The following is a 21,541-nucleotide window of genomic DNA, read 5'->3' as shown; positions in this document are numbered from 1 at the left end:
CTCCACATTTTCTCCTAATGAAGAATCACCAAACTCACACCGCATACAAAGAATCCATGCCATGGACGATACCGGTATGGATATACTTTTCTAAATCTAATTCTTTAGTAATTTTCAACGCCGTATTCACCATATTCAGCGATACCACAGAAAGAAAACTAATATCTAGATAACAACAAGAAGTATACTCATCCCGAACCGCTGTTGTGGCAATAACCACATCACCTGCTTTTAACTACTTGCGATTGCAATGAGCCGGACATACCAATTCTCAAGAATTGTTTAGCACTTAAATGGATAAGTTCGTTGACTATAATGTCAGTGCTCGGAAAGCCCATTCCTGTGGAAATAACTACCATCGCAATGGACTGTCCTGATGCTTGAGAACACCTAAATAAAGGTCATGATAAAGGTAAAGGTCATGATAAAGGTCATGTCCGCGTGGGTGGGTTTTCCACCCTCAATTTCTCAAAAGACCACCGTCCAATAAATTCCGTGCGCTCTCTCTCGCAAACCATATAAAATTACATACCGTTCGAGCCCTTTTTTAGCTTCAAAATCTGACTTTTCTGCATTTAAGTGGAGCGGGGCCCCCGCGCGCCAATTTCAGTTTTAGATATTAATATTCCTTGCTTGAACCTTCCCTTCCAACGGGAAGGATAATTTAATAATGCACCGATTGACTATAATTATCTAGGTTCTCTATTGAGAGTAAAAAAGAAGAGACGATTCGTCATTCGTTACTCGGGAAGATTAGTAGGATAACCATTTTAGGAATCGGTTTCGCTTGGCAGATTTGGGGAGCCACTTGTATCCCACCAATGTACAGCAAAATAGCAAAGGCTATTGGACTTCCAATAATCCCCCTCTAATAATCCTCTCCCGGTTGGAAATCTTATCGACCTACTCCTTATTCTTAGAAGCAAAAAATTTTGGAGGATCTGTATATTTTCTCCGCTAAAAAGCCCATTGTCTGCGTCTATAAAGTAAGCGATGGTCACTGGGTAGTTTATAATCCAGTGTTTATTATCCTTTTAATGAAGATCACAGTTGCGGTCTTCCCCAAGCAAACACTAAAGAACTGTCAATTCAACATCAGAAATAATTAAATAGCATTTATCGCGCATGAACAGCACAAAATAAAGCCATGCGATGACCAATAATAGAGGGCCCCGCGCGATTTTAGCTGCCAAAACACCTCCATAAGGGTTATTTTACTCGGTAACAGAATAAGAACTTCGAAAATCTGACTTGCCCCATATAATAATTCGGTTATTTAAACTTTTAATTAATAAAGCTTGAACGGTTTTAACCGAACCTGACTATAAATAGGAAAGAAAAATTCTTGTTGCAATTTCAATAAAAGAGTGTCAAGACAGTAAGCTTGCCATTGAATCCGTCGTGGCTACAAAGAACGACCCAGTACCGTAAGAAGTCTCTCCCACAAAAGTCAAAAAATTAATTAATAAGTGAAACCCACTTAATATATAAGTGAAACGCATTTAATAACAGTCCCTTCGGCTAACGAATAAATAAATTCCGGAGTTAGAGGAGGTGCAGGTAGTTTTCAAAAAACATCAGCTTCTTGTTTGACCAACTTTAAAATAAAGTTTGAGTATAAAGTGTGAAAAAGTAAAGCACCTGTGCTATCCATTTTTATGACATTTGATCGTTAATTGTAGTTGTCAGCACGGCCTGTTCCGCATAGGGCTTTATATGGGATTCCGCCTCAGGCTAACTACTTAACGTTCAATTGCTGACGCAATGCAATACCTCTTGATTTGGAGAAATTTCTATAGACGCACTAGCTTCATTCTAAGTAGTTACCTTAATCAGAAATCCCTCAGAAATCCCTTTAAATTGAGAATTATTTTACCATTACATTCGATTATTGTGCAAACTTTTATATCTGTTCTGAAATAAAACTCGTTTCCCTCACCTTTCAAGAAAATAAGAAACTTGTTATTCATGAAATTGCGGAGTCCTATTTTTTGACTTTAAAAATAGGACAGGAGTGAGGAACTTAACGAATAGAAAAAAATAGAAGATGTTTGACAAAGAAACAGGTGACAACTATTCTTTAATAATAGGTTATTGTCAAGGAAACTACCATGAGTATTACCCTATGGAAAATGATGCTCGACATTTTTCATGGATGCAGCAATCAACAAATTTTCGGAGTTTTTAGAGATGCCATTAATCCTCTTGCCGATGCACTAAGAACTGACAAACATAAACGTTTCGAATGGATCACCGTTCGCCACGAAGAAACAGATGCTTTCGCTGTTGGAACTCAAGCTAAATTGACTGGAAAACTGGGCCTTTGTGCAGCAGGAATGGTAGGACCCGGTGCCGTTCATCTTCTAAATAGATTGTACGATGCTAAACACGATTACGCTCCTGTGTTAGCCCTTATAATTCAGATACCGCAAAATGAAATTGGAACGGATTATCACCATAAAAAATTAATTTAGATCGGTTGTTCGACGATATCTCTATTTATTCTGTTTATAATGAAATTGTTATTACCCCTGAGCAAATTCCTCGTTTTAGGTTTATTAGCTTTCACAAACGACGTTAGCGCGTCAAGGGGTTGCTCACCTATCGGCTTCCCTCAGACATCGGGACCCTCCCCAAAAATTGAGTGATCTTTGGACTATCCTGTTTTTCAAGCGCATTTTAAACCACTTCTCCCAACATCCAAATTAGAATGATTTTAGCGTCGATAATATCGAAAAGAGTAGCCAATGCCTTTAATCGGCATGATAAAATTACTTTATTAATAGGATGGAGGCGCGTACGGGGTAATTTACAAGATCCTCACTTTAGTAGAGAAACTCAATTCTCTCATTGTCCATGCCCTTGAAGACAAAGCGATCATCCCTAATGAAAGCCCTTTTGGATGTGGTGGTTTAGGAATTCTGAGAGTACTTGCGGTGTCCCATCCTATAGAATTGTGTGACCTTATTCTCATGTTAGGAACAAATTTTCCTTACCGTATCGCGGCAGTTTTATCCTAAAAATAAAACTATTATTCAAATTGATACAGCAGCTGAACGACTCCGAAAACGTTGCAATGTAAAAATTGGGCTTGTGGGCGATGTGAAAAAACTGTCACAGCCCTACCCCCATGATTCGCCAAAAAAACACGATTCTCATTTAAATAAATCGCAGGAAAAAATTGCAGGAAAAACACCAAAAATGGGACTCTACTTTATTAAAACGGGTTTCTCATAGCGATAAAGATTACGTTCGCCCCCAAGCCTTAGCTCATTACATCGATCACTATGCTAGTGAGGAAGCTGTCTCTACCTTAGATACCGGTGACCCCATTATTTGTGGATGGATACGCCACATACAAATGAAAGGAAGGTGAGATTTTATTGCCTCTTTTAACATGGCCTCAATGGCAAATGCAAATGCTTTTGCTCAAGCCATTATTGGTTATTCAAGCGCTCACCGAGAACGTTCGGTAGTCGCCCTTTATGGAGATGGCAGCTTTATGATGCTTATGGGAGATTTTATACTGCGGTAACTTACAAACTTCCTATTAAGGCTTTTGTATTTAATAACGATAAGTTAGGATTAGTGCGGATGAAAATGGAGGTTGCCGGATATTCGGAATGAAGGTTATGTTGCATAATCCTAACCTCACTGAATGTGCTAAAGCAATGGGCGGCGAAGGTATCCCCGCGTGGAAAATCATGAACAGCTCAAAAATGCTGTAAAATAAGCTTTCGAAATTAAGGATGCCCATTGTATTGGTCGATGTATTAACAAATCCTAATGAACTTGTCACCCCCCAAACTTATGCCCACAAAAGCTTGGGATTTTAGTATTAGCAAAATCAAAGAACTTTGGACTGAACGTGAATAAGAATTTGAATTTTTAAACCTCCATTCGCATTCCCATTCCCTGTTGCTATATTTCTTTTAGAATCTAGAATCACAAAGGAGAATGGTTATGCCTAAAGTAACTAAAAACGAGGATCTCAGACAAGAATTCGCTAATTTTAGCGATGATAACTGAATGCAGTAAAAGCGAAGTTGAAGCGATGAAAGATAACCTCATTGCTCGGGGCAAATATAATTTAAATACAATCAAAGCAAAATGTAAAAAGAAACCCTTAGCCACAATAGATTATGCTTTTGGCGCTGGTTTATTAGCCGGTATAGTAAGTTGCTTATTGACCCGTAAAAAATGATGACAATCTTTATAATCGGCATTGTTCTCTTGTGTCTCGTTTGGATATTGGTACTGCTCGGCTTGGGATTTGTCATTGTTTCTCTTTACCTTTATCTGAGTATTCATTTGAACCACCCTGCCCTCGTTGCATTAATTTGCGAGCTTATCGTCCATGTATTCCCCTAATGTATTCGCATTAATAGACAAATATTTCGGAGTGAGTATTTTAGGACTCGAAGTGGTTGGATTTTTAGTAGGTTTTTCTAAAGAGATACGTAAAAAAGTTTGTGAACGATTTATTCGTTACACTTAAAAGCTATGCCAAATTACCTTAATAAAAAAACACATGGTGGAAAAAGTGAGGGGAGATAGGACGTCTCCCCTAAACGAAGGCTAGAGAAAGAATTTTATAAGCCAGTTTAGCTGCTAAAAAATCACAACTGTGAAAATGAGGAATGGGTGCTAATTCATTAATATCGGCGCCAATAATAGTCCCCACCTGGCTCGCTGCAGCAATAATTTCGAGCGCATCATTCCAAAATAATCCACCTGGCTCCGGCGTTCCAGTGGCAGGCATTAAACTTGCATCAAACACATCCACGTCAAATGTGAGATAAATAGGACGGTTTTTTAAGGGAGCAATAATTTTTTTTATATCCCAATTTTTCTTATCTTTTGCCCAATAAATATGAATTCGTTTTTGATTGACTTCAAAAAAGAAATTTCCTCCGCAGAAATATTTCGAATGCCAGCTGAAACAACTTCGATATTTGGATGATCTAAACAACGCCGAATTGCCGAGGCATGAGAAAAATGTTCGCCATGGTATCCATCGCGCAAATCTGCATGCGCATCAAAATGCAAAATTGCTAAATTAGGACACCGTTTAACAAACGGGTGGATAGAGCCTGCAGTGATCGAATGCTCTCCTCCAAAAGTAAAGGGAAACTTTTTGTCTTCTAGAACACGTTCTACTAACCCCTCCAATTGCTGCAATGCTTTTGGTATGTCATTTTCAATCTTGGGCTCTTCCAAAGTTACAATACCGATGTTACGGTAAGGCTCGTACCAAAGGGCTTCATCAAATAACTCCACTTCATGCGAGGCTTGAATGATCGCGGCGGGTCCCTTGGCAGTACCCCCGCCATAGCTCACAGACTGCTCCAATCCAAAGGGAATTATGACAGCCTTTGCGTTTTCATAACTCATGGCATCTTGAGGGTCCAAGCCTAAAAAAGCTTGTTTAGGAGGAAAGCATTTCATTATTTCGATTCCTCATTAAACAACCGAGCGTAACGTCGGCGCGACCGATCTTTCCAAAAACCTCGATGATAAGCATCGCTTGTTAATAACGGCAATACGGATGTAACTTCTGCATAAACCATCTGCTCATAGGCCGTATCTACTTTGCCCCAGGAACAGGCTTCTTTAAGGGTCGAACTGGAACACGCCCCATCGCGCACGTCTGCTACAGTTATTTGAATAGCATACTTATGCATATCTACCGACTTTCCAATAATTTCTGCGCAAACTACCATGTCTTGAACGAAATTTTTTGGAACGCCACCCCCGATCATTAATAATCCAGTTGTCCCTGCTTGAATTTTAATTCCCGTTAACTCACGAAAATCTCGGATGGAATCGATAGTTAAATACTTAGTAGGATTTTTTACTTGATGAAGTACCAATCCAAAACCTGCTGAAGAGTCGGTAAAAGCAGGACAAAAGATGGGTATATCATTTTCATAGGCCAGCTGAACTAACGAATCTTCTTTTTTGGCCTTTCCTTCCTGCAAAAAAGCACCCATAGCCTGAATAAATTCACGCGAGCTATAAGGACGAGGCTCAAGTCTATTAGCAATTTCAAAAATTGCATGATCACATCGTTGCAAATCTTCTTCATCGATATAGGTATCGTAAATTCGATCAATATATAAATCACGTAATTGCCGATCATCCACTGCCGACATACCTTGATAATGGCGAAAACCTAAGGCTTCAAAAAATCCATATCAACGATGCTAGCGCCAGTTGCCACAATGGCGTCCACCATATTGTATTTCACTAAATCGGCATATAATTTCATACAACCGCCAGCCGAAGTTGATCCAGCGATAGTCAAAACAATACTGCATTCCTTGTCTTGAAGCATTCGGTTGAAAATCTGCGTTGCCTTGGCAAGATCTCGAGATGTAAATGACATTCGATCCATCGCATCAACAATCGGACGGGCGTCAAAACGGGTAATATCAATATGTTCAACTGTTTGTTGTAATAATTCTTTTTTCAAAGAAGACGTCGGCAAGGTTTGATTTTTCATCAATGATTTCCTCACGGGTTAATAAAAATTAAGCAGCAATAACTTCAAGGGGTTCTTGCGTGATGTAGTCGTCCGAATACATCGTCATGAGAGGCTCATCCGAAATTAAAACAACGCCGTCTTTTTGCTTAAATCCATTGAATTTAGTAGATAAAGTTCGACCATAAGCACCCATCTGGCCGATTTCGATATAATCACCCTCTTGAATATCGTTAGGAAGATAGAAAGGACCCTTCATGTAATCCAAAGAATCACAAGTTGGACCGTAAAAACTAAAGGGTAAAAGATCTCTGTCCGTAGGACGATTTGAGCGCAACAAGTGCACTGGAAAAATAAAATGGGGAATACCAGCGTCAAAAAGGCTTCCGTAAGTGCCATCATTGATGTAAAGCATATCGTCTTTTCGCAGCTCGACATTCACTACTACAGAGGTGCTTTCTGCTACTATTGAACGACCTGGTTCGCAAAGCAATTCCAAATGAGGTCGGTTGTGAGCTATTTTCGCAAATTCTGTATGAATCGCCTCGAAATAAATATGCAACGCCGGCGGAATCATGCCCGGATAAATGGAGGGAACCCCCCACCTACGTTAAAATATTCAATTTCTACGCCTGCTTCATTAATTACCTTATCAGCCATTCGAATGGCGATTCGGTAGGCATCAGGGTGCATACACTGCGAACCTACATGGAACGTAACACCCAGCTTGTAAGCCACTTTCCTTATGGTTTTTAGTAACTCAGGGGCTTCGTGTAAATTAATGCCAAATTTTTTTGCCAAATTGAATTCAGCAAACGTATTTGGAATAGCAAGCCGTAAATGTAAGCAAAGGTCTTTAGCATTTTCAGTACAACGCGAAATTTTATTCAGCTCGTCTAAGCAATCGAGAGAAAAATGACGAACACCATAATTAAAATAAGCTTCGCGAATGGCGTAAGGCGATTTCACTGGATGCATGAAATAAAGTTCAGCCGAGGGAGCATATTCTTTGATGGTGCAAATTTCTTCATAGGAAGCCACATCGAACTCAGTTATACCGTGGGCATACACCAATTGGATAACATGTTGTTCAGGATTCGTTTTTACCGCGTATAAGATTCGTCCTTTAAATTGGGTGCGAAAGTAATTAACCGCGCGCCCTAGGGCAGCGGGCCTAAAAGCAAAAACAGGCTGTATCGGCCTGCTTTCAACGATGGAAGCAATGGTCTGAAGTTTCATTTCTGCATATAAAACCTATTCTAGTGATTACCCCAATATTTTCCGCTATCAATATATCAGATTAACCGCAATGTCAAATAAAATATCCCTTTCTCAACGATTATCGGCTAACGTCTCAGTTCTATGATTTACAGCAATAAGCGCTTTAGGGAGAAACTATGACTTTTGATCTAAGTCCACTCATCGTTTGTGATATTATCGTTCGTGCTCGAGAATTTTATGCTAAAGAGGGAGTCGTGATTCCGGAAAATGTCAAAGAGCCCACTGAAGCAGAAACTCAAAGTGGTTGGACAACGCATACGGCTGAACATTTGCTCTCGAAACCTCTAGTAGCGGATTTATCTGGAGATGGGACTGAAATATAACAACCTATTGTTGTGAAGAATGAACTGACAGGGAACCATGACAACCGCAATATTAAAGCACTCCCATTGGCACATTATCTTTACGACGACGGGTATTAGTTTTTTTACGGATACTTACGATCTTTTTATTTTTTTATATTTTTTTTATATTTATTATTGGTGTCGTTATCACTAATCTAATGCCGTTATGGTATTTGACAATTTCGCAGTTGGCTTTATTAATATAATGGTTCAGCTTTATCGGCATCGGCAGTAGGGGCTATTTCTTTTGGCTTATTATCAGATAAATTCGGACGTAAGCGATTATACGGAGTGGAAGTCACGATCCTGTTTTTTTAGGGCTATTCTGGAAGCTTTTTCTCCCTCTTACGTTTGGCTGTTAATCTCCTGAATAATTGTCAGCTTGGTCATCGGGGGAGATTATCCTTTGAATATGCTCTAGCCAAAAACAGGGATTTTTAGTGTTACTGGTTTTTGCCATGCAGGCTGTTGGTGGTTAGTGGCCCACTCTTGGCTTCGCTATTACTTCTTACCCCTTCCCCATTCATTAATTTGGCGAATTTTACTTGGTGTAGGTGCGATTCCAGCCGACTCAGTTTTTTATCTCTGCCGAAAAATTCAAGAAACGCCACATTATCTTCTTAAAAAATCCACTCGGGTCAGCCGTCAGTCGTGTAGTCCCGAATTTGATGGGATTTATTTAAAAAATTAAAAGTGAGCGTTTTTACCTCAATCTAAACAGAACCTATGAAAAAAGAAATGGTTTATTCATCTTGTTGGAACGGCTGGAGCGTGATTTTTATTGGATGTCACCTTTTACCGTAACAGTATTTATTCTGTTTTCATTCTCAAACACCTCAATACTTCTGCGACATTAATTGCTAATACTTTAACGGGGCTGATTTGATTTTTTTCTTTTTGCTGTTCCAGGTTACATTTTGGCCGCTGCCTATATCGACCGAATTGGTCGGAAATCTTTACAGATGTTTAGATTTTTAATAATCACTATTGCGTATGGACTTATTGCACTAATTTTCAATGTCGTCAACAACGTCCCCTTGTTCACCGTAGTTTTTGGAATCAGCTTCTTTTTTGTTAATGTCGGCCACAACACAACCATCTTTCTCATCCCTTCGGAAGTTTATCCCACCACTTTATGGGCATAGGCAAAGTGGGCGCTTTTATGGAAGCATTTTTCCTACCACATGTTTTAACTACATAGTCATGGACTGCGATACACCATGGTGGCTCTTCTGTCTGTTGAACGTAAGAACCTTTTAATTTTTATTTAAGTGTGTAGAATAAAACAAAAGCTAAAGAAGATAAGGCCTAATGATATCCATCTTAATTGTGGACGATGAACAACTCGTCCGAGAGGCCTTAAAGCTCTTATTGGCAGACGTTCCAGAAATAAAAGTAATTGCCGAAGCCGAAATGGGGGAGAAAGCGCTACAAGGAAAGTTCGCGAGTGGAAACCTAACATTATTTTGTTAGACTTTCATCTACTGGACGTAAATGATTTGCACATCGCTCAAGGAACTGAACAGAAAGAATTAATATAAGCCATCAAAGATGTTCCTATTAGGAAAAGGGTCATTGATAGTTGAATTGCTAATCAATTGCCAATATCTAGAACAACTTCTCGATCTATTAATGTTTTTCAAATTCTTTCAGACCAGGAAATGGAAGTGCTCCTTATGATGTATCACAAGGGGCCGAACTTGAAATTATTGCAGAAAAGCTTTATTTGAGTTCAAAGACGGTTCTATTTATCAAATTAATATATTCAAAATATTCAAAAAATTGATATTCAAAAAATTGGGAGTTAAAAATAACGCTGCATTGCTATTATTAGCAATGCGTCATGATTTAGGGATAAATGAGATAAGATATAGCGAAATGTTAAAACTTTATGATATTGTTGCACAATCAAACAACCAGCTTGTCTTAGAGTTTTTGATAAATATTTTTTTGGTAAATTGTTAGAAACTCCAGGGTCGTAAGGAGAAAAGAAAACATGATTCGAAGAACTTTGGATTTATCTACTTTATAGAAAGTTATCTTTTGTGTTGAATATAATCTTTCTCAATATAACATGTTCTACCGATTCTACCGAGGAATCGATTTCATCCATTATGCCCGTAGAGTCTCCCTCCCAGCGATAACTTTTAAAACCGAAACCAAGATCGGGAACATAAGTAGATGTTAAATTTAAGTAAAAATCGTTAACCCATTTGTGATCGAAAATGCTTTTTCACACAACTACATCTATACTGTATTCGATCTCCATCAACAAAGGAAAGGAAAGTTTTCTAAGCTAGAGATTTCCACGCCATTATTTCGAATTGTTCTTTTAGTGTATCGAAATCGACTTGATCATCGGGAATACTAACACTTTGATCATGAACTTGGGTGTCTTCTTCAACACCACCAAGTAAAATAAACAGACGACTCAAATTCTGCAAATCTTTTTCGCCCATTTGTTTCTTTAAAGCGCTCGTGATCTTTTTAGGCATGCGCCTCATTTTTAAAAGCTCTAAATGGCAGTTTATCTAAGAATATCACTAACACCAGTTATACATTGTAGCCAAATAGAATTAACAGTTTCTTAAGGGCATCTCTTGAAACAGTCAAAAATCTCTTAAAATGAGCGGAATTTTGAGTAGACGGCAAGGAGTGAGCAGATGTAGCAGATTGTTTCATGTAAACGACCGCTCTCAGCTACCTATCTGATAGCTTATTTCACTATCTCGAATATCTCAGCATTTCGGGAGAGGTGAAATGCTGTGAAGAATTTAGATTTACAGTAAATCATGGTTAATATCAAAATCCCTTTTAATTTTAACATACTTTATTCGTTATTTCAATTAAATTTTTAATTTCGGCGCAGAGTAATGCGCTGTAATTCGATTCGACTTGTGACCTAAAAGATTTTGTCGATCTTCTAATATCACTCCGGCTGCACGTAACCGTCTTCTAAACGTATGCTTGAAGTCATGCACTTGCAGTTAGGGCAATCCCCACGGTTGGCGTGTCTTTTTCCAAAACATACAATTTATTGACGTCATGGGTTTTTGTTTACCGCGAAATGGGTATGAAGACATATTCAGGATGAATACCGCGTACTTCTTCAACGACTTTCTTTACCAATTCATTCAGTATCACTAAACGGTCTTCACTGTTTTTCGCATTACTCTTAGGAATAATAAATACGCTGGTATTTAATTCCGGAATAGCCATCTCCTTCCATTTTAAGGCAATCGATATGCTTCCTGTTCACGACAACTGGTATTTACTTTATAAACAATGCCATTCGCTGTAAGTGCAATGGCAATACGGTAGATAGCCGATCTTGTTCCACCCACCCAACTTAATAGGTAAGGTTTGCGCTTATCATCTTTAAGTAATCGAAGTTGGGAGCAGCTGCCCAGCCACCACGTGTTAAACTATTTTTATCCACCCCACCTTCACTGGGCCGGCCAAATTAAGCATTTGTCCGACAGTTTGTAAAGTGGCATTAACGGTACGATTCTTCATACCGTCTTGCTGACGAGCATCAATCAAAGGTTGTAAAGATCCATGGTGGATCGCTTCAAGAGTGAGCCCACCGATGTAAGCATCTATCACTTTAATCCATCGTTTATCTCTCTTAGAGAAGTTTTAGATTGTTTTCATTTAAATAACGTTCGGTAGCTTCCGGCAGCTTCACGGAAAGTGTGCCTATGACGAGCTTCAAACACGATGCTTTGTCGAAGATAATCAATACGTTTAGATAAAATAAATTCTGCTTCAAGTAAATCACGAGTTCCTGTGCTCTCACGAATACGGTGTTCGAAGATTTGCTTGTCTATTTGTCAAATATAATGAGCGGACATTCGGGTAGAATAGTAATTGGAAGGATTATTATTGAAAAGCGAGTAGGCAAATATTAAAAAACAATTTAAGTGTTAAAAAGAATTTCATATCAAAGGGACATAGGTTTTGTGTTGGTTAAAAAGGGAAAATTTTGTTGGTCAAAAATAGTAATGCTCCTCCCCTTATTTGGGGAGGTTTTTTCTTTAACATTCATGACATGAATAGTTAGCTTTACTCCTCTATATTTTTCTCAACTATCTAACAAATAACTATTCATGGGCCAACAAATAACTATTCATGGGCCGTCACGGGTTCGAACCGTGGACCCGCTGATTAAGAGTCAGCTGCTCTGCCAACTGAGCTAACGGCCCAAATTTATTATAAAACCAAAAGGTTAAAAATACCAGGTTGCCGTTCTGTGTCCTCGGGCTTCCTGTGCGTAATTTTGGAAACTCAACCATAACGCCACCATTAATTAACGTCAAGGTTAACTACTTTAATTTCACCCAACAAATCGACCACATCGATTAATTCTTAACCTGCTAAGGAATAAGAGGAGACTATCCATGATAAAATGATCACACTTTTTGTCAAAGTGAAAGCCTCTTTTTAAAATTTTAATTGTTTACTTTCTCTTATGAATCGAGGAAAGATAAAAGAAAACAAACTCAGCAGTAGTTTTAATACTAATTTAATTATCTAAAGTGAAAATTTCCGATCCAGCTTGCTGTCATCCGCATCATACAATAACTGCTTCAAGCATACCTGGAAAAGAAGTGAATTCGCCAAATGGATATCGCAAAAAATATTAAGATTCCATACCCTATGTATTCAAATACGAACGCGCTGAAATTCAATTATACCTTTTAAACTGCATAAATTTACAAAGCAAACGAACCAACGTAATAAATCATTAGTCCAAGTGTTTAGCTCGATTATCTTAATAGCAATTTTGCCCCTTTAAAAACGATTGTCTGCACATAACTCGCCTACTCCATAATAAAAGGATCATAATAATAAAAAGGATTATAGTAATAATCCATCAATTCTTTTTGTACTTGTACATATCCTTACTCTCTATAAAAATCATGTTTTTCCATTACTAACAAATACAATAGTAATAAGATATTTAACAATGCTTTCTCTTTTCAAGAATTGATGCATTTTCACCAATGAGCTCTATCATCCCATCAATACTTCTTAAGAAATCATTGGTAGTCATGGACACTGCTATATCTGTAATTAAATCTTGAGAATTTCCTTCAGAGTGAGTCGTTTAGTCGTGTGTATATCAAACGCTTTTTCCAAAAAATAATTCTACTTCTTTCGATTTAATTAATTTAGGCTTCTGTCAGGTTGTCGTTCTATGAGAACTTTATTGAAAGCGGAAATGCCGGCTTTATCATCACTAAAGCCTAATTTCTTTGCCGCTTTGATTTGTGCTGGCAAGATAATACCAAAGAAAGTTTGCCATTTGCTAATTAATGAATCGTCAGAAGCTTTTATTGCTTCAAGCTCGTTCTACTGATCCTTATCTATATCGTCATATCAGATTTTTTATTCACGAAGTACAACCTCTCCTTTTCTTATCTAGGAAGGTTTGTTTCTATGATCTTCGACTAGGTTGCTGTTCCCACAGCCTGATTGATTATTCTAATCAATTTTTCATTATCCAAAAATATATGCTGTATTGTATCATACAATTCCATGATTATATAGCCTCCTTCTTTAGAAGGAAACCAGAAACGAGATCTACCATTCTAAATTACAAGATATCATTGACCTAGAGCCATAAATTCGTGATAAAATACAGAATCATCAATATCAACCCATTAATCTGTAAAAAAATAGTAATGATCAAAAAGGTCGCCTTTACAATGTATCCGGCTAAAAACCTAAATCAATCTCGAAATTTCTATGAAAATAAACTCCATTTAAAACCAACAAAAATATCGACCCAAGATGGCCTGGGTTGAATACGATCTTCCAGAAGGAGGTTGTTTTGTTATAACCAACTTAGCTCAAGATGTTTTTCCTAGTGCCAATTCTGGCAGAACGATTACTTTTGAAGTTGAGGACTTAGATAAACTGGTTAATCAAATTAAACCAGATGGTGTAACGTTTAAGCTCGATATTTTTTCATCGCCTGTGTTTGGCCCACTTCCAATAAACTATTAATCTCATTTTTTAACTAGATAATTAATTTCTTTGCTGATGACTCTTCGAAAAGATAAGCCGATTGATCTGCCCACAGAGACATAAATTCAGGGTTATTTTGTTCCACCGATGCTTTTCAAATAATTTTAGTTAATGCATTTTGGATGGGATAATCTGAAGAGTGCGCAATGTTACTATTCATTGATCGAATAAATTTATTACGGATTCCCAGTGCTAATTTGAGTGAGAAAAAAATTGTTAAAAAGATTGTTAATGTTGTATGTCATACTCGGATTTTATTAATTTATTTTTATACTCGAAATGAACTTCCGCTTCAGTACAAATTAAAAAAGCTGTTCCCATTTGAATACGATTGTTGTCTAATATTAATGCTACACAATACCTCTAACATCCATAATTCCACCAGCGGCGATAATAGGAAGGTTAATCTCGTCAAGCTAACTTGGGAATTAAAAAAATATATCGATGAAAGAATCAGCGGGTTTACCTATGAACGTTCCACGATTACTTCCTGCCTCATAAGATTGCGCGACGATAGCATCTATTCCTGATTTTTCTAATACTCTTACTTTCGAGAAAGAAGTTGCCTTTTCAAGTATTTTTATGGATTTTTCCTTTTCCTTTAAACTCTTTATCTAATAGTCGTCAGAAATTCTAAAATTAGAGAGTTTCATAGAAAAAAATATTCAATTTTGAATTTTTCTATCAATGAATTAGTGATTAAGTTAAATCCATTTTATTTCTGGATTATTTTAAAAATATATAAAATATTCAATATAATATAATGTCCTCGCTCTCCCTTATTGGACTACGAGGTATCACCACCTAAGAGAAATCCATATGATATCGTAACATTACAAAGATTTATTACAAAAGCACTTAGAATTAGAAAATGCCTACAAACTTGATGAAATCTTGACAACGCTATCTAAAGATTTTATTTTTGACGACAAAGCATTAGGGAAAATATTTTAGGGTAAAACAAAAGCTGCTAAATATTATAAATCTTAATAGAAAGCTTTTGAAATAACTGTTCATACGGAATTGCGTCATCATCCAGAGCCCGAATTAATAATTGTGGAGAAGTATTTTCAAGAAAAACATGTCGGTGATTTTTTAGTTTTTTTAGTTTAACGACAACGAATCAAGACATTGACATCCCTATTACTGTTTTTATTACGCTAAAGAACGTCTTAATGAGCAGAGAATGGTTTTATTTCAGTAAATTAAATTTTTTTCCCAATTTGGTAAATTCTAGAACTGGATTTCTAAATTGGGTTATGCTTATTAAAAATCCATTCTCACAATTTCCTCATTCTTTTTAGAAGAGAATAGCTAATTTTTATAAAAAAGTTCTCCCCTAAAAAAATAATAAAAAATCGGTAAATCGTTGAAAAAACAGAATGCTAATAAAAAAGAGAAAATTTAAAAAGTTTAGAACTTGAATAATGAGTGGATATTAATAATTGATTGACAGAGATTAACTAAGTAAAGTTAAACTATTTTCATATCCCCATCACAAATTTCTGACTTTCTAAATACGACCACTAAATGCTAGAAAAGCAAGTTGTCCATATCCAAAAAAAATATAAGCTAATTTCATTTCTAAAGAAACTTTTTTCTCTACAATCTAAATATCAAAACTAAAAAAGGAAACTAAATACTTTGCATAATAGCATATAAAGGATGATTTGTGTAGAGATCCAATCCAATACCTTAAATGGTTCGATTGTCATATACCATAAACTAGACCTAGTTTCTAATACATACTTCTGATACAAAATAACTAATAATTAAGGTAAGTAAATTAACAAATGGTTTAAGAGATAAAGTTTTATTAAATAACGCTTATAGTTGATTAACTCAAAAATTATGAAAGCGCTGGCAATGGTAACTGTGAAGCTAGGCTTTGTTAACGTGCAAAGAAGTAGTATGAATTTGGGAAGAATACTTTTTTTCCTAATATTAAATTTAATTTTAACATCCTGAAAATAAAAAATAAAGAATAAAATTAAAAATGGTTTAAGTAGAATTTGAATAGGTCCTAAGTTGTTAGGGTCCTATCCCCACATATTTTTAAGGATTACCATAGGTAAATAAATGGAGATTCTAGTGCTAATTATTAAATCCATAGACAATAAGATGATATAAGACAGATTAAGACAGTTGAAGTATATTGTTTTCCTCAAATTTCAATTTAATAAATTTAATAATGATAATTAGGTAAAAAAATTTTATATAAAGTTAACACTAAAGCAGCGCTATTAGCCGTATCAAAATCGGTTTTATGCTGAAGAAAGAATTGAAAAAACCAAGTAAAGAAACCAGTAGATAAATAGAAAATAGGCTTAGGGTCATCCCATAGGTATTTTATTCAGTATTTAAAGTAGTATTAAAATTATACGGATATGACTAAAAATTAAATTGTTATAACTACCGTAAGGAGCTTTTGTCATTAACCCTTGATTGAGGAATAGCAGATAATATAGACATAAAAAAATGAGTAGATAATATATCTTAGAAATAATTGTTATCTATTCTGAGTACTATTCTTTATTATTTCTTTCCTTAAAATCGATCGAATTTATTAAGTCAAGAAAGGAATGATATGCATTAACAGTGTTGAAACGATCATCACAAGAATGAAAGCACTATATCCTAAAAAATTTAAAAATTAAAAGAATATTTTTATAAAGAATATTTTTATTATGATTTGTATCCTTCTTCAGTAAGATTGAACCAAACGAAGTTAATAAAAAATTCCAATGCTAATTATTATTGTTTTCATTTCGTTCAAATAAAAGATTCCAGATAGATATCAACCCATGTAAATTATGGACTGAAAAAGATTGTTCCATCTTTCTTAACACAAAATCTATGCCGCAATCCAATTCGAATAATGATCCAGCACTGGAAAAACATTTTTTGATCAATTTTATAATTAATTTATTTTCTGGATACGAAAGATCTAATTAATATAGATACAACCCACCACCTCGCAAATATGGTCAAACTAATTTTTCTATGAAAAACTGTTTGCTCTTTTCTTTAACTTAATTTTTAATAACTCTTTATTTGTAATGCAGCAATTGATTAGAATTAGTTTTATTTTTTCTACAGAAAGTTTTTTTGCTCTATAAATTTGTATCTCAAAATTATTTTCCCACTTATTGGTTTCTGGCTGATCATAGTTAATGACAATCTTATTATTACAGAGTGAAATTCTTATTTTAGCACTTGGCATTATTGGCGAGCACTTAATCCGATTAATCAATGCAACAGAAAGGAAAAAACCTCTTATAATAAAAACATTAATGTAATTTTACGAAGCAACAATTTGATAAGGATCTGTCACTAGCTCGAATTCTTCTAGCGTGATCATGCAATTAATATTCAAACTGGCTGCTGCCTCATTCAAAATCTCCAAAGTCACGTAATTCGATCCATCATTGATCAACTGTCTGACAGCTTTACCCACTATGCGATGTGCCATTGTATAATCTAGATGATGTCGATGCATCAACATTTCTGCTAAATCGGTGTTATTAGAAAAGCCATTTAGTGCTTTTTGTTTCATGGTTTACTTTTTAACATCAAGCTGTGAGATTATTTTCGTAACCAAGTCAATTCCCTCAATAATCAAATCAATCGAGCGAGGCGATTCTCCGTAAGCAAATATACGATTATCGGGCTTCCCAGAACAGCCCTTCATAATTGAAGCAATGATAATGTCTTTTAAACCTTTAAAATAAACTAATCCATACGGATTCTTTTTCTGCCGCATAATGACGCTAGTTCTGTAATGTGTATTATCCAATTCAAAAATCCGATATCAACCATTGATCAAATTTGGAAATCTTCTATAAGTCTATTAATATTAACAGAAATCGCTACGAGATTAGAATAATTCTCTAATAGAATGTCGACACACCACATGGCATCCATGGCGTTCTATATCAATCTATCAAATCCTAGTAAATCTGCTAAACGTTGCCGATTAATTTTAAGACGAGAATTATTAACAGAACCACAACCAACAGGGCTATAATTTAAGGGATCAAAAGATTCTTCCAAACGTTCAAAGTCTCTCAATAGAAAAGATTTAAATATCAAAAGATAATGCGCGAAGATAGTAGGTTAGCCATATTGTAAGTAAGTAAGTAAGTAAGTAAGTAAAATCAGGAATTATAGTTTCAAGATTATTGGAAGCCTGTTCCAAAATTACTTCAGATAAAGCTACTAAGGATTTGGCAAGTCTTAATAATCGCTTTTTCATTGTTAAGAGGAGCCTTATCGTAGAGCATTTTCTTCTTGCTCGCCCTGTAGAAGCCATCTAGCCGAAGCACCAATTTGTTCTTTAAGGTAATGTTCCCGATTTTTATAAACTTCTCCAAAGGAAGAATCAAATAAATTTTCAACTAAAGAGTATTTATCCAGTTGAAGCTCAACCTTAGACATTCCATCAAACAGAATATCCCAATCATTAAATTCAAATTTATAAGTAGAATTTACAAGTAAAGATGATGCTTTCTTAGCTAATCCCATCCTATCGCACATGCCTCTTTGGCCTTTTATCATCTTAAACCCCATTAACTTCTAAGAATCTGTTGTGAAAATTTAAAAGAGTATTACTTCACAAATCTAACCTTAATGTTTCTAGTGAAATAATTTCATTCGGTACAATATTTCCTAGATTAACATTTGAACTAAACTCTTTAATAAACTAAGTTTGTTGTGCTTTTTGGGGAGCCTCAAAAATAAAATTGTTAAGTGAGGCAACTTGTAATATTCCTAGTTCTTTCGGAATTTCTTTAGAGGTGCGGAAACCCCCACTGTACCGCTTTTACGACCTTCAGTTACTATTTTGTATGCGCCAGCATATTCAAAATCTTTTATTTCTTGCGACCCTTTATAAGGGGCAACTACTATCTCAGCATCTTTACTACCAACTTCAGCGAGAAGTTTGAATGATTTTGAAAATTTTCAATAAACACTAACTTCTCTTTCAATGGGATACTAATTCATTATAAACTTCAATACAATCTACTTTCAACCTATGTAGCTAAAAAGGCGTATTGCTCTATTTGATCATGAATATAAAAATATTCAAAAAGTGTTCCACCAAAATAAACTGTTATTTCTGCTTCTCTAAGCAGACAAATTTTTTCTTCGAGATAAGGTACTAATAATCCTGTTCCCCACCCAAATTTTATGATGTCAATGCATTTTCCCGAAACGGAAATAAGATTTTTTTCATCTCATTTACACTCAACTCCTTGTCAAGGACATGGGTTATATCATTCACTCTCAGTTTTGATTCTTTGGCCGGTAAATTTAATGTAAATTATCATACTCTCCAGTAGTAAATTCAGTGTGTAGGTACATTACTGAAGTTATCCTAAATATCGCTGAAACCAAATGTAGCACACCAAATACGGGGATTATATCATCGAGATAACTCACTGTTTTACAGATATTCTTTAATTTGATGATGTAAATTTGCTTCTCTTTCATCAAAACGAAGATTTAATTTACCTACCCTTTAACGATTGTGCAATACAAATTACATTTACCTACAGACGACTTTCAAAAAAAATGGTGACATGTTATATTATGCAGAATTGGATATGGATACCAAGGTAACAGAAAGATTGTACTCAAAATCAATATAATTCAATCATCAGGATGATACAAAGTAGTTATCAAATTTAATGCGCCTTATTTTGCGCTCAATACGCAAAAGCGCATTGCAGAGAGGTTAAATCCTGAAAGGATCAAATCTGCTCCTTTCACCAATCTCGTTCAATCTAAACTGGCTGAATTAACAGCCGTTAAAAAGTTTTACTTACTCATTCATGCACCAGGACATTAGAAATAGCAACGTTACTGACAGACATCCAACCCGGTTATGAATACCATCCTGTCGATTGAAAAAAGATATGGTCTATTTGTTATTAAGAATGCTGTACAAGGGCTCTAATGGCAGATTAGCCAAGGGAAAGCACTAGGCTCAATTGGAAATATGGGAGCAATTAGCTTTTCCACCATACGAAAAATATTACTTCCGACCTTGGGGGCACTCTGTTGATTAATGACGAGCACCTGATTGAACGAGCAAAAATTATCTGTCAAAAGGGAATGAATCGTGAAGCCTTTCTTCAAGAGAAAGTAGATAAATATACTTGGATTAATATTGGTTCTTCTTTTTAATATTGGTTCTTCTTTTATAGTAAGCAAAGTGACAGCAGGAATTTTATATACACAATTTCACAATTTGAAGAAGTTAACAAAATTACTGAAAAGCGACGAACAATATCGGAATGATATCAGAAAGCATTTAAAGATATTGATTCTATTTGAAGACCTGTAGTTCCTCCTTACGAAACCCACAACGGACATATTATTATTTAATATTACATTACCTAGCAAAGAGAAAAGAACTTATTTTATAAATTACCTAAATAAACACGGCATCGAAAGTGTTTTCCGTTACATTCCTTTGTATTTATCACCTGCTGGCAAACTCTACGCCTTATCTGATTCCAATCAACTTAAAGTCACCGAACATTGTGCTGAACGATTGGTGTGATTACCGCTACATTACGCTCTAATAAATAGAAAGTGGAATATATCATTTCTCAAGTACTTAAATTTTTGCGAACATTTATTTCCGAACCAAACAAAAAATTTAGCCGATCAGCTTTCTGTTGAAATCTTATCTATCGTAAAAAGTAATCGCTTTATTTATACCCCGCTCTATCCTTTTATTATTTATTTATATAGGTTATCAACTTAGGCAAGAACAACAGAGAATTAGGTTCTGTTTGAAGGAAAACACACCAATTCTAGTTATTTTTTAAATAAGCAATATAACTTTTTTTCATCGAAATGATGAACAAAATTTTGAAGGTGAAAATCAATTAAAGACTCATTATTAAATACATAGGAATTATTCAGAAGCAAACTAACTATCTCTGTAATTTTCTCTTTTTTCTATGAACTAACAAAAATTCTCCGAAAAATAGAAGAATGAATTAAGTTCTTATTTTCCTAAGGAAAATCGCTACAATACGTATAATTGATTTTTATAAAAGTGGTTATAATATATTCTGTCAAGAAAGCTATAAAGATAATAAATTTATTAAATTTCTGAGAATCTACGCCTTCCTGTAAGAGATAGCCACAAAGCATTAAATAAAAGAGCTCATGAAAAAAATTCCATAATGGACCCATTATTGTTCACCAATACCTAATAGTCATCGCCTCCAGTGTATAGTCATCGCCTCCAGTGTAAGAATACAATTAAAGTAAAGGCGCCTAAAAGTGCCGATTATAAAGTCCCCAGGAAAATAATAAAACCAAGACTGCATAGCTAAATAAAATTTATGTTAGCGCATAAGTTATACAGAGTAAGAATAAC

Annotated in this window: 21 protein-coding genes, 1 tRNA gene and 4 pseudogenes; 11 read left to right on the top strand and 15 right to left on the bottom strand. The window is 35.5% G+C overall.

What is annotated here, in order from left to right; all coding sequences use genetic code 11:
• Nucleotides 1-34: 34 nt before the first annotated feature.
• A complete protein-coding gene (locus tag MRH55_RS01860) occupies nucleotides 35-220 on the bottom strand; it encodes a nucleoside phosphorylase-I family protein (protein WP_304985789.1) in 186 nt (61 codons plus the stop codon).
• 1,891 nt (nucleotides 221-2,111) lie between these two features.
• Here MRH55_RS01860 and MRH55_RS01850 point away from each other — a divergent pair.
• From MRH55_RS01850 to MRH55_RS01830, 6 genes and pseudogenes are all read left to right on the top strand, one after another.
• Nucleotides 2,112-2,474, top strand: a complete 363-nt coding sequence (locus MRH55_RS01850) for a thiamine pyrophosphate-binding protein (protein ID WP_304985788.1) — start codon at nucleotides 2,112-2,114, stop codon at nucleotides 2,472-2,474.
• Nucleotides 2,475-2,807: 333 nt separating this feature from the next.
• Nucleotides 2,808-3,020 (top strand): hypothetical protein, encoded by a 213-nt coding sequence (locus MRH55_RS07600; RefSeq protein ID WP_369421469.1) that lies wholly within the window; start codon nucleotides 2,808-2,810, stop codon nucleotides 3,018-3,020.
• A gap of 161 nt (nucleotides 3,021-3,181) precedes the next feature.
• The gene (locus MRH55_RS01845) at nucleotides 3,182-3,376 is read left to right on the top strand and encodes a thiamine pyrophosphate-dependent enzyme (RefSeq protein WP_304985787.1); all 195 of its coding nucleotides are present in this window, start codon (nucleotides 3,182-3,184) and stop codon (nucleotides 3,374-3,376) included.
• A gap of 21 nt (nucleotides 3,377-3,397) precedes the next feature.
• Nucleotides 3,398-3,627 (top strand): annotated as a pseudogene (locus MRH55_RS07595) (thiamine pyrophosphate-dependent enzyme).
• A 391-nt stretch (nucleotides 3,628-4,018) separates the two neighbouring features.
• On the top strand, nucleotides 4,019-4,204 hold the full coding sequence (locus MRH55_RS01835; protein WP_304985785.1) for a hypothetical protein: 186 nt from the start codon (nucleotides 4,019-4,021) through the stop codon (nucleotides 4,202-4,204).
• A gap of 153 nt (nucleotides 4,205-4,357) precedes the next feature.
• Complete coding sequence (locus MRH55_RS01830) at nucleotides 4,358-4,498, top strand: hypothetical protein (RefSeq protein ID WP_304985784.1); 141 nt, start codon at nucleotides 4,358-4,360, stop codon at nucleotides 4,496-4,498.
• Nucleotides 4,499-4,567: 69 nt separating this feature from the next.
• Here MRH55_RS01830 and speB read toward each other — a convergent pair.
• The 3 pseudogenes from speB to MRH55_RS01815 form a co-directional block, all read right to left on the bottom strand.
• A pseudogene (gene speB, locus MRH55_RS01825) lies at nucleotides 4,568-5,448 on the bottom strand (agmatinase).
• A pseudogene (locus tag MRH55_RS01820) lies at nucleotides 5,448-6,508 on the bottom strand (1,9-bis(guanidino)-5-aza-nonane synthase). Before MRH55_RS01820 ends, speB begins: the two co-directional pseudogenes overlap by 1 nt.
• Before the next feature lie 25 nt (nucleotides 6,509-6,533).
• Nucleotides 6,534-7,723, bottom strand: a pseudogene (locus MRH55_RS01815) (type III PLP-dependent enzyme).
• A gap of 158 nt (nucleotides 7,724-7,881) precedes the next feature.
• On the opposite strand from MRH55_RS01815, the gene MRH55_RS01810 reads away from it, so the two are divergent.
• The 3 genes from MRH55_RS01810 (at nucleotide 7,882) to MRH55_RS01800 (ending at nucleotide 9,582) form a co-directional block, all read left to right on the top strand.
• Nucleotides 7,882-8,088: a hypothetical protein gene (locus MRH55_RS01810; RefSeq protein WP_304985783.1), complete on the top strand. Its 207-nt coding sequence runs from the start codon at nucleotides 7,882-7,884 to the stop codon at nucleotides 8,086-8,088.
• 938 nt (nucleotides 8,089-9,026) lie between these two features.
• Entirely contained in the window at nucleotides 9,027-9,254 is a 228-nt protein-coding gene (locus MRH55_RS01805) for an MFS transporter (RefSeq protein WP_304985782.1), read from the top strand.
• Nucleotides 9,255-9,420: 166 nt separating this feature from the next.
• A complete protein-coding gene (locus tag MRH55_RS01800) occupies nucleotides 9,421-9,582 on the top strand; it encodes a helix-turn-helix domain-containing protein (RefSeq protein ID WP_304985781.1) in 162 nt (53 codons plus the stop codon).
• A gap of 818 nt (nucleotides 9,583-10,400) precedes the next feature.
• Here MRH55_RS01800 and MRH55_RS01795 read toward each other — a convergent pair.
• The 4 genes from MRH55_RS01795 to MRH55_RS01780 form a co-directional block, all read right to left on the bottom strand.
• Nucleotides 10,401-10,613, bottom strand: coding sequence for a hypothetical protein (locus MRH55_RS01795; RefSeq protein WP_304985780.1), 213 nt, complete (start codon nucleotides 10,611-10,613; stop codon nucleotides 10,401-10,403).
• 553 nt (nucleotides 10,614-11,166) lie between these two features.
• Nucleotides 11,167-11,328, bottom strand: coding sequence for a hypothetical protein (locus tag MRH55_RS01790; protein WP_304985779.1), 162 nt, complete (start codon nucleotides 11,326-11,328; stop codon nucleotides 11,167-11,169).
• Between the two features lie 201 nt (nucleotides 11,329-11,529).
• The gene (locus MRH55_RS01785; RefSeq protein WP_304985778.1) at nucleotides 11,530-11,715 is read right to left on the bottom strand and encodes a hypothetical protein; all 186 of its coding nucleotides are present in this window, start codon (nucleotides 11,713-11,715) and stop codon (nucleotides 11,530-11,532) included.
• Nucleotides 11,716-12,241: 526 nt separating this feature from the next.
• A tRNA-Lys gene (locus MRH55_RS01780) sits at nucleotides 12,242-12,314 on the bottom strand.
• A gap of 1,591 nt (nucleotides 12,315-13,905) precedes the next feature.
• Here MRH55_RS01780 and MRH55_RS01775 point away from each other — a divergent pair.
• Nucleotides 13,906-14,121: a VOC family protein gene (locus MRH55_RS01775; protein ID WP_304985777.1), complete on the top strand. Its 216-nt coding sequence runs from the start codon at nucleotides 13,906-13,908 to the stop codon at nucleotides 14,119-14,121.
• Between the two features lie 3,322 nt (nucleotides 14,122-17,443).
• On the opposite strand, the gene MRH55_RS01770 is transcribed toward MRH55_RS01775, so the two are convergent.
• The 7 genes from MRH55_RS01770 to MRH55_RS07580 form a co-directional block, all read right to left on the bottom strand.
• Nucleotides 17,444-17,698 (bottom strand): hypothetical protein, encoded by a 255-nt coding sequence (locus MRH55_RS01770; protein WP_304985776.1) that lies wholly within the window; start codon nucleotides 17,696-17,698, stop codon nucleotides 17,444-17,446.
• A gap of 3 nt (nucleotides 17,699-17,701) precedes the next feature.
• Nucleotides 17,702-17,905, bottom strand: coding sequence for a hypothetical protein (locus tag MRH55_RS01765; protein ID WP_304985775.1), 204 nt, complete (start codon nucleotides 17,903-17,905; stop codon nucleotides 17,702-17,704).
• Between the two features lie 318 nt (nucleotides 17,906-18,223).
• Nucleotides 18,224-18,397 carry a hypothetical protein gene (locus MRH55_RS01760; protein ID WP_304985774.1) on the bottom strand — a complete coding sequence of 58 codons (174 nt, stop codon included), beginning with the start codon at nucleotides 18,395-18,397 and terminating at the stop codon, nucleotides 18,224-18,226.
• Nucleotides 18,398-18,411: 14 nt separating this feature from the next.
• On the bottom strand, nucleotides 18,412-18,699 hold the full coding sequence (locus tag MRH55_RS01755; protein WP_304985773.1) for a hypothetical protein: 288 nt from the start codon (nucleotides 18,697-18,699) through the stop codon (nucleotides 18,412-18,414).
• 55 nt (nucleotides 18,700-18,754) lie between these two features.
• A complete protein-coding gene (locus MRH55_RS07590; RefSeq protein ID WP_369421467.1) occupies nucleotides 18,755-18,805 on the bottom strand; it encodes a hypothetical protein in 51 nt (16 codons plus the stop codon).
• 107 nt (nucleotides 18,806-18,912) lie between these two features.
• Nucleotides 18,913-19,050, bottom strand: coding sequence for a hypothetical protein (locus MRH55_RS07585; protein ID WP_369421465.1), 138 nt, complete (start codon nucleotides 19,048-19,050; stop codon nucleotides 18,913-18,915).
• A gap of 125 nt (nucleotides 19,051-19,175) precedes the next feature.
• Nucleotides 19,176-19,334, bottom strand: a complete 159-nt coding sequence (locus tag MRH55_RS07580; protein WP_369421463.1) for a phosphosulfolactate synthase — start codon at nucleotides 19,332-19,334, stop codon at nucleotides 19,176-19,178.
• 871 nt (nucleotides 19,335-20,205) lie between these two features.
• Here MRH55_RS07580 and MRH55_RS01750 point away from each other — a divergent pair.
• The gene (locus MRH55_RS01750; protein WP_304985772.1) at nucleotides 20,206-20,331 is read left to right on the top strand and encodes a hypothetical protein; all 126 of its coding nucleotides are present in this window, start codon (nucleotides 20,206-20,208) and stop codon (nucleotides 20,329-20,331) included.
• Nucleotides 20,332-21,541: the final 1,210 nt, after the last annotated feature.

The sequence above is a fragment of the Coxiella-like endosymbiont genome (assembly GCF_030643785.1).
Taxonomy (GTDB): Bacteria; Pseudomonadota; Gammaproteobacteria; order Coxiellales; family Coxiellaceae; genus Coxiella.
The sequence above is the reverse complement of the archived record's forward strand: the minus strand, read 5'-3'. Positions and strand labels throughout refer to the sequence as shown.